The 15,899-nt window shown below is 34.8% G+C and carries 14 protein-coding genes; 5 read left to right on the forward strand and 9 right to left on the reverse strand.

All coding sequences use genetic code 11. The features are described from left to right. Positions 1-74: 74 nt before the first annotated feature. The gene (gene guaB / locus ACEN2F_RS13665) at positions 75-1,547 is read left to right on the forward strand and encodes an IMP dehydrogenase (RefSeq protein ID WP_441740137.1); all 1,473 of its coding nucleotides are present in this window, start codon (positions 75-77) and stop codon (positions 1,545-1,547) included. A gap of 84 nt (positions 1,548-1,631) precedes the next feature. On the opposite strand, the gene ACEN2F_RS13670 is transcribed toward guaB, so the two are convergent. From ACEN2F_RS13670 to ACEN2F_RS13690, 5 genes are all read right to left on the reverse strand, one after another. Beyond that, positions 1,632-3,515, reverse strand: a complete 1,884-nt coding sequence (locus ACEN2F_RS13670) for a monovalent cation:proton antiporter-2 (CPA2) family protein (protein WP_441740140.1) — start codon at positions 3,513-3,515, stop codon at positions 1,632-1,634. Between the two features lies 1 nt (position 3,516). Next, a complete protein-coding gene (locus ACEN2F_RS13675) occupies positions 3,517-4,122 on the reverse strand; it encodes an NAD(P)H-dependent oxidoreductase (RefSeq protein ID WP_441740142.1) in 606 nt (201 codons plus the stop codon). A gap of 503 nt (positions 4,123-4,625) precedes the next feature. Then, entirely contained in the window at positions 4,626-6,866 is a 2,241-nt protein-coding gene (locus ACEN2F_RS13680; RefSeq protein ID WP_441740145.1) for a cation:proton antiporter domain-containing protein, read from the reverse strand. Between the two features lie 185 nt (positions 6,867-7,051). Then, positions 7,052-8,398, reverse strand: a complete 1,347-nt coding sequence (gene purB, locus ACEN2F_RS13685) for an adenylosuccinate lyase (RefSeq protein WP_441740148.1) — start codon at positions 8,396-8,398, stop codon at positions 7,052-7,054. 68 nt (positions 8,399-8,466) lie between these two features. Continuing rightward, positions 8,467-9,159: an SIR2 family NAD-dependent protein deacylase gene (locus tag ACEN2F_RS13690; protein WP_441740151.1), complete on the reverse strand. Its 693-nt coding sequence runs from the start codon at positions 9,157-9,159 to the stop codon at positions 8,467-8,469. 218 nt (positions 9,160-9,377) lie between these two features. On the opposite strand from ACEN2F_RS13690, the gene ACEN2F_RS13695 reads away from it, so the two are divergent. The 3 genes from ACEN2F_RS13695 to ACEN2F_RS13705 all read left to right on the forward strand — a co-directional run bounded on the left by ACEN2F_RS13695 (position 9,378) and on the right by ACEN2F_RS13705 (position 11,586). Further along, positions 9,378-10,040, forward strand: coding sequence for a TrmH family RNA methyltransferase (locus tag ACEN2F_RS13695; protein WP_441740154.1), 663 nt, complete (start codon positions 9,378-9,380; stop codon positions 10,038-10,040). A gap of 77 nt (positions 10,041-10,117) precedes the next feature. Beyond that, positions 10,118-10,717 (forward strand): TetR/AcrR family transcriptional regulator, encoded by a 600-nt coding sequence (locus ACEN2F_RS13700; RefSeq protein WP_441740157.1) that lies wholly within the window; start codon positions 10,118-10,120, stop codon positions 10,715-10,717. Between the two features lie 62 nt (positions 10,718-10,779). Then, positions 10,780-11,586, forward strand: coding sequence for a haloacid dehalogenase type II (locus tag ACEN2F_RS13705; RefSeq protein WP_441740160.1), 807 nt, complete (start codon positions 10,780-10,782; stop codon positions 11,584-11,586). Positions 11,587-11,909: 323 nt separating this feature from the next. On the opposite strand, the gene ACEN2F_RS13710 is transcribed toward ACEN2F_RS13705, so the two are convergent. The 4 genes from ACEN2F_RS13710 to ACEN2F_RS13725 all read right to left on the reverse strand — a co-directional run bounded on the left by ACEN2F_RS13710 (position 11,910) and on the right by ACEN2F_RS13725 (position 13,967). Beyond that, entirely contained in the window at positions 11,910-12,638 is a 729-nt protein-coding gene (locus ACEN2F_RS13710; RefSeq protein WP_441740162.1) for a hypothetical protein, read from the reverse strand. A 3-nt stretch (positions 12,639-12,641) separates the two neighbouring features. Beyond that, positions 12,642-13,133, reverse strand: a complete 492-nt coding sequence (locus tag ACEN2F_RS13715; protein ID WP_441740164.1) for a hypothetical protein — start codon at positions 13,131-13,133, stop codon at positions 12,642-12,644. Between the two features lie 91 nt (positions 13,134-13,224). Continuing rightward, positions 13,225-13,419, reverse strand: coding sequence for a hypothetical protein (locus tag ACEN2F_RS13720; protein ID WP_441740166.1), 195 nt, complete (start codon positions 13,417-13,419; stop codon positions 13,225-13,227). Next, a complete protein-coding gene (locus tag ACEN2F_RS13725; protein WP_441740167.1) occupies positions 13,413-13,967 on the reverse strand; it encodes an REP-associated tyrosine transposase in 555 nt (184 codons plus the stop codon). The genes ACEN2F_RS13720 and ACEN2F_RS13725 overlap by 7 nt, the downstream gene beginning before the upstream one ends. A gap of 387 nt (positions 13,968-14,354) precedes the next feature. Here ACEN2F_RS13725 and ACEN2F_RS13730 point away from each other — a divergent pair, with 387 nt between their 5' ends. Next, the gene (locus ACEN2F_RS13730) at positions 14,355-15,425 is read left to right on the forward strand and encodes an IS110 family transposase (protein WP_441740169.1); all 1,071 of its coding nucleotides are present in this window, start codon (positions 14,355-14,357) and stop codon (positions 15,423-15,425) included. Positions 15,426-15,899 lie beyond the last annotated feature (474 nt).

Below are 15,899 nucleotides of genomic sequence, written 5' to 3' on the forward strand. Positions count from 1 at the left end.
CTTGTAAAATTATAGCAATTTTTTGCTTAAAATTATCTATATTTGCACGCAATTAAACCTCAAGTACAATTGCAATGATCGCACACAACTCTAAGATTATCGGTGAAGGATTAACCTACGATGATGTTCTATTAGTTCCTAATTACTCAAATGTGCTTCCTCGCGAAGTGAGTATACAATCCAAATTTTCAAGAAATATTACACTAAATGTTCCTATTGTATCCGCTGCTATGGATACTGTAACTGAAAGTGCTATGGCAATTGCCATGGCTCAAGAAGGAGGAATAGGGGTTTTGCATAAAAATATGACTATCGAGCAACAAGCTGCGAAAGTTAGAAAAGTAAAACGTGCAGAATCCGGAATGATTATCGATCCGGTTACTTTGCCTTTGACTTCAACGGTTGCAGATGCTAAAAACGCCATGAAAGAATTTGGTATTGGCGGTATTCCAATTGTAGATGAGAATAAAATTCTGAAAGGAATTGTTACCAATCGTGATTTACGTTTCGAAAAAAATAGCGCCAGACCTATTGTTGAGGTTATGACTACTAAAAACTTGGTTACTGTTGCTGAAGGAACTTCTTTGGAACAAGCAGAAGTAGTTTTGCAAGGACATAAAATCGAAAAACTACCGGTTGTAAATGATAAATATGAGTTAGTTGGACTAATCACATTTAGAGATATCACTAAATTGACCCAAAAACCAATAGCTAATAAAGACGTTTACGGACGTTTGCGTGTTGCTGCAGCAATTGGTGTTACAGGTGATGCGGTTCAAAGAGCTGAGGCACTTGTAAAAGCAGGAGTTGATGCTATTATTATTGATACGGCTCACGGACATACGCAAGGTGTTGTCAATGTGTTGAAAGAAGTAAAAAGTAAATTCCCTCAAATAGATGTTATCGTAGGTAATATAGCAACTCCTGAAGCAGCTAAATTTTTAGTTGAAAACGGAGCTGATGGTGTAAAAGTTGGAATTGGTCCAGGTTCTATTTGTACCACTCGTATTGTTGCCGGTGTCGGTTTTCCTCAGTTTTCTGCTGTTCTTGAAGTGGCTGCGGCCATCAAAGGGACTGGAGTTCCCGTAATCGCTGATGGTGGAATTCGTTACACAGGAGATATTCCTAAAGCAATTGCTGCTGGTGCTGATTGTGTGATGTTAGGATCTCTTTTGGCTGGGACCAAAGAATCTCCAGGCGAAACTATTATTTTTGAAGGTAGAAAATTCAAGTCTTATCGCGGAATGGGTTCTGTTGAAGCGATGCAAGAAGGTTCTAAAGATCGTTATTTTCAAGATGTTGAAGATGATGTAAAAAAACTAGTTCCCGAAGGAATTGTAGGTCGTGTACCTTATAAAGGAGAATTAAACGAGAGCATGCAACAATTTATAGGAGGTCTTCGTGCCGGAATGGGCTATTGTGGTTCCAAAGATATTCCAACCTTGCAAGAAACTGGGCGTTTTGTTCGTATAACTGCCAGCGGAATAAACGAAAGTCATCCACATAATGTTACAATCACTAAGGAAGCTCCAAATTATTCAAGATAATTTTTTAGTTTTAAAATAAAAAAAGGTATTATTAATCCTGTTAGCGGTGTTAATAATACCTTTTTTTATAATTTTGAAAGTGTTTTAATCGGTTGATTCAGATAAGTTATTTTTCAAATGTTCACTATCCCAACTGTGATTAGTAGCTGCAACTTGGGAATAAATATCACTCTTGAGCAATTGTTCTTGTAATTCAATTTCTTCCTTTATCGTTACCATATAAGCCATTTTATCATGGCGTTTTTCTGCTAATTTTCGCGTAGTGATTTCATCATACTTTATAAATTGTTGCCCTTGTCTTGTTGCTGTATATTTTCTGTGACCTAATTCTACTAACGCATCAACACCCATATTGACTGCACTATATAAAGTTTCCCGATAAATATGTTTTACTTTGTGATCAATTAATTCATAGGCATCTAATCGGTTACGAGCGCGAGTTAAGATCTTTAAATTTGGGAAGTGTTTTTTTAAGGTTTCGATTACTTGCAAATTTACTGTTGGATTATCTATGGCGGCAATAAAAAGTTTTGCTGTATCGCAACCTGCTGCTTTCAATAATTCTAAACGTGTTGCATCGCCATAATATACTTTGAATCCCATTTTTCGTAATACATCAATGCGGTCTGAATCGTAATCCAGAATAGTTGATTTGACTTTATTGGCTCTTAACAAACGACCAACAGTGCTCCCAAAATGGCCAAAACCAGCTATGATAACAGGATTGTCTTCATCAATATAGTCACTGTCCTTTTTTATTTCTTTTTCCTTAAATTTTGAATGAGTACTAATTAACCGTTCGTTTATAAGAAGTAAAAATGGAGTTGCCACCATACTCATTGCAATTACAGCCATAATTTGATTGGCTAAAATATTAGGTATTATGTTCAGTTGCATGCAAAAACTCATGATCACAAAACCAAATTCTCCGGCCTGACTTAATCCAAAAGCAAATAATAGGTTCTGATCAACATTTTTTTTATGAAACCGACTAATGATGAATAAAACAATGAATTTGACTAATGTTAAAATTGCTCCAAAAACAAATATAAAAAGTGGGTTCTCAAGAATCAATTTAAAATTTATCGATGCGCCAACCCCTAAAAAAAATAGTCCTAAAAGTAATCCTTTAAACGGAGCAATATCCCCTTCTAATTCGTGCCGAAATTCGGAGTTAGCTAACACCACACCAGCCATAAAAGCTCCTAAAGCAGGACTTAAACCCACTAATTGCATCGAATAAGAAACACCCACTACCAGTAATAATGCGGAAGCAGTGAATAATTCTTGCAATCGGGTTTTAGCAATAATATGCAATAGGGGCACAAATAGAAAACGTCCTGCAAAATAAATTGTCGAAATACTTCCTACCACAATTAAGGTTTGCAACCAGCTTGGGAAACCTGAAATTAAGGATTGTTGAATTTCATTTGATGTTTCAAGATTTACCGTAGATAAAAGCGGCAAAAAAGCCAAAATCGGAATTACGGCGATGTCTTGGAAAAGAAGAACAGCAAAAGAGGAACGGCCTACAGACGTATTTGACAATCCTTTCTCTTTTAAAGTTTGAAGTACAATTGCTGTAGAGGATAATGCTAGTGCCAGTGAAATAGCTAATGTCGTTTCCCACTTCCAATCCATAAAATAAAGACATCCTAAAAATAAAAACAATGTTGTTCCTATTAGTTGTGCGGATCCCATACCAAGAATAAATTTCCGCATTTTCCAAAACTTACTCGGTTCCAATTCTAAACCAATTAAAAACAGCATCATTACGACTCCAAATTCAGCAAAATGCATAATATCTTGACCTTCTTGGCCAATAAAACCTAGTACATAAGGACCTATTATTATCCCGGCAAATAAATAGCCCAATACAGAACTTAGTCCCAGTTTTTTAGCAATGGGAACACAAATTACGGCTGCTGATAAATAAATTATTGCCTGAAGTAGAAAATTGGTATCCATGTTATTGTTGTATTGTTGCAAACCATTCATTTAGATAATGGTGCTGTAAAATTGTTTCTGTATCAAAATTGTTGTTTTCTAAGTAGTCAAGAAGATAGCCGTAAATCAGTCCGTTTTTTTTATAATCGTCCTTGGTCATGTTGTGTGTACCATGCACAACAAACGGCGGTAAATATATCATATTGCATACTTTTGCAGTTTGGTTAAATGGTTCCAGTAATTCAGTTACACTGTATCGCTCACTACCCGTTTCACAATAATTTTCTTTATCGCCACCGGTAGTGATGACCTGAAAAATAAACTTACCTTCTAATGCTTTTCCTTTTTTTCCATATGCCCAGTTGTGTTCTAGCACCATGTCAATCCATTGTTTCATCAAGGGAGGACAGCTATACCAATACATAGGATGGTGCCATATTATGATATCGTGTTGGCTCAATAATACCTGCTCATGTTTTACATCAACATCAAAATCGGGATATTCCTCGTATAAATCATGAAAAGTTATATTTTCTGATTTTGGAATATTATCTACTAAGGCCTTATTCGCATGTGATTTCTCAAAAAGCGGATGGGAAAACAGGATTAATATTTTGTTTTTGGCCATAAAAATTATTTTGATTTTTTTTATAATTCTAATTTGTTATTCAATTGGTATTTAGTTGTATACGATATTTAAAACTGCCTAAAGATATGAAATATTGCATGGTAATAATACTGAAAATTAGAACACAAAAATAGATTTATTTTGAAGAATCTAGAAAAATATATTTTTAGTTTCAAATTAAATTTATCTATTTATTTGTCTTTGGTGACTAGAAGATAGTATTCTTTGTAATATTTCAGCTTCTTTCAATTTATAAACACAGCTCATTGGGAGTATGTATTCAATGTGCTAGTGCTAGTGTTTTTTATGGAGTCAAAAGGAATAAATTTCTCGAGATATTTTGTACTCAAAGTGAGGTGCATTGAGAGCTGTTTTTAATTTTATTTTTTCTCGTTCTGTTTCAATCTTACTCAGAAGCGGGATTATAGGAAAAAAAATAAAATCATAAGTAAAAACTAATGCCGCGCTAAAGGTTAAGTATAATTTTAGAGTTTTATTTAAATTTAATTTTTGAAAAAGGAGGTCAATAATTTCTTACTTCCTACTACCCAAAGTATATCATTCTTTTCTAAAATCATCCCGGATTCTGGATTCAGGATGCGTTTTCCGTTTCTTTCAATTCCCACGATTAAAGCATTTGTTTTTTCTCGTAATTGCGAATCTCTGATATTTTTACCTATAAATTCTTCCTCTTTGAGTTCTAATTGTTTTAAAATAATATCGGTATCAGCAATTTTTTCTGGGATTTCTATCTCATTTTGGTGCAAATAAGATTTAAAGGAAGTAACTTGATTGTCTGTTCCTATGACGCAAATTTCATCTCCTGGGAACAAACGTTCATTTTTATTTGGAATATTTATCATTATATCACCCCGTTTAATAAAAGCAATATTGATGCCCAGCAATTCTCTAATACGTAATTCTTCTAATGTTTTTCCCGCAATATTTGATGTTGGTGCAATATCAAAAGTAGTCATGTGACCGTCCCAAGGCGTCAGGTCGCTTCTACTTCGAATCGCTTTTTTTATTTCTCTTGCATTTAAATTCTTTAGGAAATGTTTCTCTATTTTGTAATAGTGTGATTTTAGTTTTTTTGGTACAACAATATATATTGCAACAGCAGTTACTAATGCTATGATTGCAATTATAGGAGAGAAAAATATATTTAATAAAAAACCAATATAAAATAGGCCTAAGATCATCCGTAATAACACCATCATCCAAATAGGTCCACGATATTTACGTTCTTCTCGTAATATAGCAACTTCTTTTACAGCAACCCTACGCAGAGATAATGCCCATAAAAAAGGGGAAATTATTACTAAAGTGATTACTGCCGCAAATATATTTCCAAACTGTGAGCCTTCAACTAAGGGCAGAATGAACTTGGAAGAAAGAAGGGTAATTGCCACAATAATTATAGAGTGGATCGTTACTTGTGTTAGGAAGGCCCGCACTACTATTTGCCAGTTACTAACCAATTTTATAGATTGCGTATTCGCACTGTAGCGTTCAATTCTTTTAGTCCATTTTCGGGGTAATTTCTTTTCCAAATACTCTGAAAATGGACTTGCGAATTTGACCATGAACGGGGTTGTAAACGCTGTCACTGCAGAAACAGCTACTACAATAGGATATAAAAAATCACTGGTAACATTCAAGGTCATTCCTAACGTTGCTATAATAAAAGAGAATTCCCCTATTTGTGATAAGCTCATCCCTGTTTGTACGGATTGTTTCAGGGGTTGTCCAGAAAGTAAAGCCCCAATGGTGGAACTGATTGATTGCCCTAAAATCACTACTAAAGTTAAAATTGCCACAGGAAAAGCATATTCGTACAACGTTTCTGGATTAATTAACATACCAACTGAAACGAAAAATACGGCTCCAAAAAGATCTTTCACGGGTTTAACTAAATGTTCGATATGTTCTGCCTGAGTAGTTTCCGCAATGATAGAGCCCATAATAAATGCACCTAATGCGGGAGAAAAGCCAACATTGGCAGCAAAAATAACCATCATCAAGCACAAAGCAAGTGAAATGATCAACAGCATTTCGTCTGTTAAGATACTTTTTGCTTTTTTCAGTAAAGTTGGAATGAAAAAGATACCTCCAACGAACCAAATAGTTAAGAAAAAAATCAGTTTAAGAACAGATAATAATAATTCACTTCCTGAAAATTGTTGACTCACAGCAATTGTAGAAAGTAAAACCATCATCAAAATAGCCAAAATATCTTGAACAATAAGCGAACCAATAACTATTCCGGCAAATTTTTGGGTTTTTACACCCAGTTCATCAAATGTTTTTAGAATAATAGTAGTTGAAGAAATAGAAAGAATTACCCCCAGAAAGATGCTATCCATGGATTTCCACCCAATCCATTGACCTACTAAATATCCAACGGTAACCATTGTAATAATTTGCGTCACGGCAGTAATCGATGCAGTCCCGCCTACTTTCATCAATTTTTTAAAACTGAATTCAAGTCCTAAACTAAATAACAAAAAGATTACTCCAATTTCTGCCCAAACTTCGACACTTTTTAGGTCTGTCACAGAAGGGAAAAAATCGAAATGATTTCCAGCTAAAAAGCCAGCAATCAAATAGCCTAAAACGAGCGGCTGTTTTATTTTTTTAAATAACAAAACAGCAACGGCTGCTGTCATCAAGATTAATCCTAAATCACTGATAAGGGGTTCTAAGGTGTGAGAGGCATTTGCTACTGTTTCTGCGGCATTCATATAAGTTTGGTGCTGTTATTGGGGTTTTTACGGATATTGGTAAGATATAAAAAAACTTTAATTTTTCATCTGTTAATTCTGCTTAATACGAGTATTTATGTTTTTTTTAGCAAAAAAAATCCCGTAAGTTAGAATTTATTATGTCTAACAGCGGGATTTTATTCTCTATACGATTTATTTGAAACTTATATTCCTAGGAAATTACTTGGAGTGATTTGCATCAACTCTGCTTTGATTGCATCCGAAACATCTAAGGTTGCTATGAAACCGTGAATCGCTTTTTTATTAATCGCTTCATTGGTTCTTGTCAATCCTTTCAACGCTTCATACGGATTAGGATATCCTTCTCGACGCAAGATGGTTTGAATCGCTTCAGCAACAACAGCCCAGTTTTTCTCTAAATCTTCGTGAAATTTTGGTTCGTTCAATAACAATTTGTTCAATCCTTTCAAAGTAGCTTCAAAAGCGATTAACGTATGTCCTATTGGTACACCAATATTTCTTAAAACCGTACTGTCCGTCAAATCACGTTGCAATCTCGACAATGGTAATTTAGCCGAAAGATGTTCGAAAATCGCATTAGCTATTCCTAAATTCCCTTCTGAATTTTCAAAATCAATAGGATTAACTTTGTGTGGCATCGCTGAAGATCCTATTTCTCCCGCTTTAATTTTTTGTTTGAAATATTCCATTGAAACGTACGTCCAAATGTCTCGGTCTAAATCAATGATGATGGTATTTATTCTTTTCAACGCATCAAAAAATGCCGCGAAGTGATCGTAATGTTCAATTTGTGTAGTAGGGAAGGAGTGATGTAAACCAAGGTTTTCCTCTACAAATTTTCCTCCGAATTTTCTCCAGTCAATTTGTGGATACGCCACGTGATGTGCATTGTAATTTCCGGTTGCACCACCAAATTTAGCCGCAAAAGGAATATTAAATAACAAACGCATTTGTTCTTCTAAACGTTCTACAAAAACACCAATTTCTTTACCCAAACGCGTTGGAGAAGCCGGTTGTCCGTGTGTACGTGCAAGCATTGGAATAGCCGCCCATTCCACACTTAAATCTTTCAATTTTGAAGTCAAAGTGATTAATGACGGCATGTACACTTTTTCGAAAGCTTCTTTTGTAGAAAGCGGAATCGCCGTGTTATTAATATCTTGGGAAGTCAATCCAAAGTGAATGAACTCTTTATATTGGGATAAGCCTAGTTTTTCAAAAGCATCTTTGATGAAGTATTCCACCGCTTTTACATCGTGGTTGGTTACTTTCTCGGTTTCTTTGATCCAAAGCGCATCTTCAGTAGAGAAGTTTTTATAAATGTTGCGTAAGCTCTCGAATACATCTGGGTTTACGGTTGTCAGTTGAGGCAAAGGCACTTCGCACAAAGCAATGAAATATTCAATTTCAACCAATACGCGGTATTTGATTAAGGCTTCTTCAGAGAAAAATGGAGCCAGCGAAATAGTCTTGTTTCTATATCTTCCGTCGATTGGCGATATAGCATTTAATTCGTTTAAAGTAGTCATTGTTTAGTTGTTTGTTCGAAAGGCACAAATATAAACCTTTCGAGACAAAATAGAAAACGAATGGTTTTTTAAATAAACTCGGCAAGCTTATTTTTTAGAATTTTCATTCCTTCCGATGCTACCTCTGGAATTACCTCCAGTGGGTTTCTAAGATTTGCGATTTTTACGGGTTTTGGATCAATATAAAAAATGGGAGTGTCCCTACTCGTAAAATCGATTAATCCTGCCGCAGGATATACTTGTAACGAAGTTCCAATGACGGCAAAATAATCAGCACCTTCGCTGATTCTGATAGCTTCATCAAGCGCTGGAACTTCCTCGCCAAACCAAACAATATGCGGGCGCAATTGGTTTTGATTGTCATCTAAATCTCCAAAATTCAAATCCTCCTGCCAATCCAGAATGTAGTTTGGGTTTTTAGTACTTCTTACTTTCAATAATTCGCCGTGCAAATGCAACACATTCGAGCTTCCGGCGCGCTCGTGTAAATCATCCACATTTTGTGTAATTATGTACACCTCAAAGTGATTTTCTAATTCAGCCAAAATTTGATGACCCAAATTAGGTGCTACTTCGCGGAGCTGTTTTCGTCTTTGATTGTAAAAATCCAGTACCAAAGCCGGGTTTTTATGCCAACCTTCCGGAGTGGCGACATCCAAGACATTATGACCTTCCCAAAGTCCGTCACTGTCACGAAAAGTTTTTATACCACTTTCAGCACTGATTCCTGCTCCAGTTAAGACGACTAAACGTTTTTTCATTTTATATCAATTTGGGCGTGACCACAAGGGTCGGGCTTTCGGCTTTATCTTTTTGGCTAAAAAGCCCAAAAAGGATATCGCCTCTATCCCTCACGCGAATTCCGTAAACATTCATAATTCAATTGCTAGAGAACAATCTCAAAAGTAGCCTCCAGAATCTTCTTTTGAAAGCATAAAGCTAGTCTTTTTTACTATTTTTGCAAAAAAAATAATACCCAATGATTGATTTAGAGTATCTCGCCTTTCTTGAAAATATATTGACTGATAACCGAAAAGAAAAATTCCTGAAAGTATTAGAAAACAGAACCAAACATTTTACGATTGCTGTCGAAGATATTTTTCAAATGCACAATACTAGTGCGGTGATGCGTAGCTGCGAGATTTTTGGAATTCAGGAATTGAACGTGATCGAGCAACGTTACGGAAAAAGTATCGACAAGGAAATTGCCATGGGTGCCCAAAAATGGGTTGACATCAATACCTTCGACAGTATTACGAATTGTGTGGATACGTTGAAAAGTAAAGGGTATCAAATCATCGCTACTACGCCGCATGAGAATGATTGTTTGATGGAAGATTTTGATATTTCGAAACCCAGCGCTTTATTTTTTGGAACAGAAAGAGACGGATTATCTGATGAAATTTTGAAACGCGCTGATGGTTTTCTTAAAATCCCAATGGTCGGTTTTACTGAAAGTTTAAATATATCGGTTTCGGCGGCAATCATCATTCAAAACCTGACAAATCGATTGCGCAATTCAAACATTGATTGGCATTTATCTGAAAATGAAATTTTAGAAAAGCGTTTGGCTTGGGCCAAAAATTCCATAAAAGACATCAAGCGAATTGAAGAACGGTATTTTGCTGAAAAAGTGAAATAGTTTTTTATAGTGTTATAGTATTGTTATTTATTTTAGATACTAACATACCGGTGGTTATGTTTTAGTAAATTAGTAATATGAAACAAGAAATTAAATCGGAGTTAACCAGACAATTAATTATCGATAAAGCATTTGTATTGTTTTATAAAAATGGCTTTCACGCTATTAGTGTTGATAAGGTGATGAAGGAAACAAAGCTTACAAAAGGAGCTTTTTATCATCATTTTAAAGATAAAAAAGAGTTAGGTCTGGCAGTTATCAGTAATACGATTCAGAGTAGAGTTTATGATAATATGATTCTTCCTTTGCTAGAAGTAGGAGATCCATTTTTGATTTTAAAAACCGTTTTTTGCGATCGAATTAAGAATTTTTCAATTGAAGAGAAACAATCTGGTTGTCCAATGAATAATCTCATCAATGAAATTTCGGATAATGAAGTAGCGTTTCAATTGGTATTAAAAAAAATTATTGAAGAATGGAAATTAGCACTAATTCAGTTGTTAGAAAAAGCAAAAGCAGATAACTTGATTGCTAGTGAGGTAAATACTTCTTCGGTCGCAGTTTTTTTAATTAGTGCATTTGAAGGTATTAGAGGAATTCGGAAATTGTACAATAATGATGTTGTTCTAGAGGATTATCTTTTAGCAGTTGAGCGCTATATAGATCTTTTAAGATAATTTTTTTAATCAAAAAACATACTATTAGGTATGTTTATAACATATAATTTAAATAAGGAAGAATGAAAGAATTTAAAAAAAGCAGACGGAATTTTATTAATAAGGCGATAGCTGTGGGTGGATTAGGAATTGTGGCTCCAAGTCTTATTTTTACTGCAAAAGGGAATTCAATTGGGGTAAAGGAAGAGCAAAAACACCAGCGTCCGAAGGTATTATTCTTTGATGTTAATGAAACATTATTAGACCTGAACGCGATGAAAAAAAGTATAGGAAATGCTTTAGGAGGTAGACCGGATTTAGTATCGCTTTGGTTCACAACAATGTTGCAGTATTCTTTAGTAACTACAGTAGGAAATCAATATCATGATTTTGGCAAAATAGGCGGTGCAGCGCTAAAGATGGTTGGTCTTAATAATGGTGTTGTTATTACTGATGAACAGGCTGGCGAAGCAATTAAACCAATTTTATCTTTACCAGCGCATCCTGAAGTAAAAGAAGCGTTGATACTATTGAAAAAAGAAGGATATACGTTAGTTTCGTTTACCAATTCATCGAATAAAGCAGTTGAATCCCAATTAAAAAATGCAGGTATATATGATTTGTTTGATGATCGATTAAGTGTTGAAGATCTAGGTAAATTCAAACCACATTATGATGCTTACAATTGGGCTGCAAGAAAAATGGGATTTGAATCTAAGGACTGTATGCTTATTGCAGCTCATGGTTGGGATGTTGCTGGTGCAAATTGGGCTGGCTGGCAAACGGCATTTGTGAGCAGGCCTGGACAACAGTTGTTCGGTTTGGCAAATCCACCGGAAATAAATGAAAAGGATCTTTTATTGATTGCAAAACAGTTAACAAAATTGTAGGATAATTGAAAACTGAATTCTTATAAAATTACTTAAAAGTATTTTTTTAGTAGCGTAATAAAGGAGGTGACACTATTTGCTGTTTCACCTCCTTTGTTGTTTAGAGTGGTTTGAGTAGTTTAAACTTTTAAGGACTTTGTCTTGTCTTGCGAGGGGATTTAGTCTTTTCTTTTCATTCAGTACTTATTGCGTTGTAAATCCGAAACCCGGTTCGATTATCTAAGTACTGATTTTCATCAGTGTTTATAATCCTGTAAGGTTTTCAAAACCGTGTAAGTGTCATATTTTGAGATTTAGAAATCTTTAAAGTCACAAAAAGAAAATTAAAACGTTGTTTCACTCTCGAGCTGTATGTCTTTTATGTTACTTGGATTCATTTTATAGCGATAGACGCCGTTGTTCCCAATGGCAAATAAGGTGTTGTCTCGTACAATTAAATCAAAACAATTTTTGTCAATAGCATGCACCAAAACAGGTTCAGCAGGATTTTGAATGTTAAATATTTTGATAACATCATCGCATACCAATAAATAATCAGCCGTGTAAAAACTGATACCCTTAGGTTGTGAGAGTGTTCTGCTGTGAATTAATTTTGGGTTCGTAAGATCTTTGGTGTCATAAACCTGCAAAACATTAATGTTGTTACCGCAGGCTGTGTTCGAGTTCAAGGTTACATAGGAATGCGTACTATTAGCAATCACAGGATCACAAGCAGTAAAATGTTGCACACTGGATAATTTCGTTGGGTTTTCAGGATTTGCAATAGAATAGATAAACATTCCGTTTCGAGATCCAATAAACAAATTATCCCCGTATGAAAATAGGGTTTCTATGTCAAAACCTATGGGAATTTCATTGACTTTTACAGGCTTTTCGGAATCGATTAGCGAGAATACATTTAATTTCATTTGGTCTACACCGTATAAATAATTGCCTTTTATGGCAAAAACAGCAAGTGAACCGCCTTGTCCTGTGTCGCCGTTTTGTGCGCTGTCACTATCCGAACAACCAATTATCAAAACTAGTAATACGAAGGATATAATTTTTTTCATGTGTTACTTAATTAAAGTCCAATCGATTATTATTTCATTTTCTTTAGTGTAGCCTTGTAAGCCGTTTGGAGCTTGTTTTTGAGGAAACACATTCCTGTTTCTGTTGGTGACCGTAAATTTTTTAGTGACAATATCGAAAGTGGCAGTGACCAAATCTACTGCTTGATTAATGTATACGGTATTTCCTTTGATGGCTAAGTCAGTAGCGCCCGGAGCTTTTATAAAATGGAGTCGGATTGGTTTATTGGGATCCTTGTAATCATAAACATGAAAACCCTTATTGACATCATTGACAAACATTAAATCGTCTTTGATATAGATTTTTCCCGATTTGATAATGGGTTGCGCATTTTGAAAAGCAATAGAAGTTTCGAGAGCGTTGCGTGCTACAATAACCGGTTTGTATTCTTGTTGAGGAAATTCACCGTTATCCGTTGTGGGCCAACAGGAAATGAATAGAAATGAAACCAGCAGGAGAAGTACTATTTTTTTCATTGCGAAATGTTTTTATAAAGATAGCAAAAAGATGATTTGGTTGCGTTATGACATTGTTATTGTTTGCGTTGCATTTACAATGAGACATAAGCTATCGGATTTTAACGGTGTATTTTGTCATTGTGAGGAACGAAGCAATCATATTTGTGATTTCTTTTGAATCAGTTCTTATCGTCGTAGCGGATTGCATTCCCGTTATCTGGCGCTCGTTTGCAACGATAGCCTCTTTAAATTGTTCTGATAAATTGTAGCGTTTGCAACGCAATTTGAATAAACATATTACCATAAAGGTTCAACATTTACATTACAAAAAACGAGATTGTCTTCTTCATAATTTCTATAACTACTATTTACATAATCTCGTTCCTTTAAAACGATTTCGGCTTCAATAGGATTGTAATGTATGTAGTTAATGCGTTGTTCTATTTTTTCTAAAGTATCTAATATAACCGGATGAAAGCCGTCTTGCCACAATTTGTAATTTTTTGCCCTTCCTGATTTTTGAGCTTCAAAACTAAACTTTTGTAACAACCATTCTCGTCTACTTTCAGGATGTTCTTGAATTGCCTCTACTAATTTTTTTGAAGTATGTTTTTTAAAATCACGAATTACATTTTGCAATTCACCGTCGAAGGCAGTTACTATTAAATGTATATGACTTGTCATGTAAACGTATGCATGTACACTTAAACCTTTTTCTTTAATGCAATAATTTAAAGACTCATCTAATATATTACAATAAATAGGGCGTACAAACAAATCTACCCAATCTCCAACAGTAATAGTGATAAAAGTAGGCACTGTGCTATCAATTACTTTGTATTTTTCTGACATTGGTTTTATTTTAAATACAGCATAAATCTTAATAATAACAAACAGAAGTATATTTTTAAAATATTTCTATACTAGTTAGCCGCGTTGCAAACGCTATGATTTGTTTTTATAATTTAAGTTGGCACTCGTTGCAAACGAGCGCCAGTGGAGTAAATAGTTTACTGAAAATATTCATTTATTTTTTGTTTAAAATCAACATTCTTATCTCCTTCTGTCGGGCAAACTGACGGCTAACGTCCCCGCAGCTTTGAGATGGTGTGTGGTTCGTAACCTTTCAATTTTCGGCTTTGCAGAAAATTGATGCGAAACGGTAATTCCACTAAATTCCACACTAGCTCAAAGCATCTATGTAAAAGCATAACTTTGAGAGTACTAAAAACGAAGATTATGCAATTACAAGACACCTTTTCTATTCCAAAGATATTCGTTGGTTTAGATATTCACAAAAAAAGCTGGACAGTTTCTATCCAAACAGATTTATTTTTTCACAAGACCTATTCGATGCCTTCTAATGCTGAGGATTTGTACCAATATGTGGAACGTACATTTCCAGATCATGCTGTCGATTTAGTTTATGAAGCGGGTTGTTGCGGATTCTCCGCGGCACGATATTTTTTAAACCTTGGTTGGAATGTTCTAGTTGTTAATCCCGCCGATATAAATACAGGAGATAAAGAACGATATCAGAAAACAGATGCTTTAGATTCAAAAAACTTGTCTAATCAATTAAAATCAGGTGTTCTAAAAGGAATTTTTATTCCCAGTGAAGAGCACGAGCAATTTATGACTTTGGCTCGCCATAGAGCCCAAGTAACAAAGAAACTGCGACAAACCAAATCACATATCAAAAGTATGTTATTGTTTCATGGCATAAAAGTTCCTGAAGAATTTGATAATTCAAATTGGAGTATAGCTTTTATTGCGTGGTTAGAGGATATTAAATTCAGTACCTCTTGTGGAGATTTAGCATTGCAAGGAAAAATACGAATGTTCAAGTTTATCAAATCAGAATATTTAGAAATTGCCAATCAAATGCGTGCTTACTGTAGAAAAAACAATAAGAAAGATTACAATCTTTTGAGAAGTATTCCAGGAATAGGAGGATATTTAGCAAGTGTAATCTTGGCCGAATGTGGAGATTTACGCCGTTTTAATAATGAAGGCCAATTTAGTTCCTACATCGGATTAGTTCCTGGAATCTATAATAGTGGCGGATCAGAAAAGTGTTTAGGAATTACTCCGAGGAGCCGCTCACAATTACGCAGTTATTTAGTTGAAGCAGCTTGGATCGCTATTAGAAAGGACACAGAAATGCAAAATTATTATCGAACACATCAAGGTAAAAACGTAAAGAGTGTCATTATAAAAGTAGCTCATAAAATGGCTCGAAGAATTCTTTCAGTCATTAAAACAGAAACACCTTATCAAATCAATAGAAATTTAGTACCAACACAATAATAGAAATAACCTTCTTAATAAGCTCAATCATAAAAGAGAAATAGACTACAAAACAGCTGTGGTGGTTCCGTAAAATGAATCCACATCTCAAAGCAGGTAGCTATTTTATTTATTCTTACAATCATACCGATGCTGGTGGCTGCCATAAGCAGACCACATATAGGAGCGTGAGCTTTAAGATTATAAAAAGATATATTATGAAGTAAAAGAAAAATTAATTCGTGGCATCATTGAAAAAGTTAGAATAACTTTTTCAGTCCTAAGCCTTCGGCGGACAAAAAGTTATTCTAACTTTTCCAACAAGCCGCTGGAGCGGAATTTTATACTCGAAAAACACCCTACATATAATCCTTTCAAAAGTTGTTAATAACTTAATGATGCTTTACATAGGAACAGCTGTTGAACTAAACCTTCGGTAGCACCATTGTAGAATTTGATTATCTTACGAAGATAACTAAAATAGAATAGTATGAC

It is taken from the genome of Flavobacterium sp. W20_MBD1_R3, from assembly GCF_052119725.1.
In the GTDB taxonomy this organism is placed as follows: domain Bacteria; phylum Bacteroidota; class Bacteroidia; order Flavobacteriales; family Flavobacteriaceae; genus Flavobacterium.

Bases quoted from the DNA above. Each gene is read 5' to 3' on its own strand.
- guaB (WP_441740137.1), top strand. From the start codon at position 75: ATGATCGCACACAACTCTAAGATTATCGGTGAAGGATTAACCTACGAT.
- ACEN2F_RS13670 (WP_441740140.1), bottom strand. From the start codon at position 3,515: ATGGATACCAATTTTCTACTTCAGGCAATAATTTATTTATCAGCAGCC.
- ACEN2F_RS13675 (WP_441740142.1), bottom strand. From the start codon at position 4,122: ATGGCCAAAAACAAAATATTAATCCTGTTTTCCCATCCGCTTTTTGAG.
- ACEN2F_RS13680 (WP_441740145.1), bottom strand. From the start codon at position 6,866: ATGAATGCCGCAGAAACAGTAGCAAATGCCTCTCACACCTTAGAACCC.
- purB (WP_441740148.1), bottom strand. From the start codon at position 8,398: ATGACTACTTTAAACGAATTAAATGCTATATCGCCAATCGACGGAAGA.
- ACEN2F_RS13690 (WP_441740151.1), bottom strand. From the start codon at position 9,159: ATGAAAAAACGTTTAGTCGTCTTAACTGGAGCAGGAATCAGTGCTGAA.
- ACEN2F_RS13695 (WP_441740154.1), top strand. From the start codon at position 9,378: ATGATTGATTTAGAGTATCTCGCCTTTCTTGAAAATATATTGACTGAT.
- ACEN2F_RS13700 (WP_441740157.1), top strand. From the start codon at position 10,118: ATGAAACAAGAAATTAAATCGGAGTTAACCAGACAATTAATTATCGAT.
- ACEN2F_RS13705 (WP_441740160.1), top strand. From the start codon at position 10,780: ATGAAAGAATTTAAAAAAAGCAGACGGAATTTTATTAATAAGGCGATA.
- ACEN2F_RS13710 (WP_441740162.1), bottom strand. From the start codon at position 12,638: ATGAAAAAAATTATATCCTTCGTATTACTAGTTTTGATAATTGGTTGT.
- ACEN2F_RS13715 (WP_441740164.1), bottom strand. From the start codon at position 13,133: ATGAAAAAAATAGTACTTCTCCTGCTGGTTTCATTTCTATTCATTTCC.
- ACEN2F_RS13720 (WP_441740166.1), bottom strand. From the start codon at position 13,419: ATGGTAATATGTTTATTCAAATTGCGTTGCAAACGCTACAATTTATCA.
- ACEN2F_RS13725 (WP_441740167.1), bottom strand. From the start codon at position 13,967: ATGTCAGAAAAATACAAAGTAATTGATAGCACAGTGCCTACTTTTATC.
- ACEN2F_RS13730 (WP_441740169.1), top strand. From the start codon at position 14,355: ATGCAATTACAAGACACCTTTTCTATTCCAAAGATATTCGTTGGTTTA.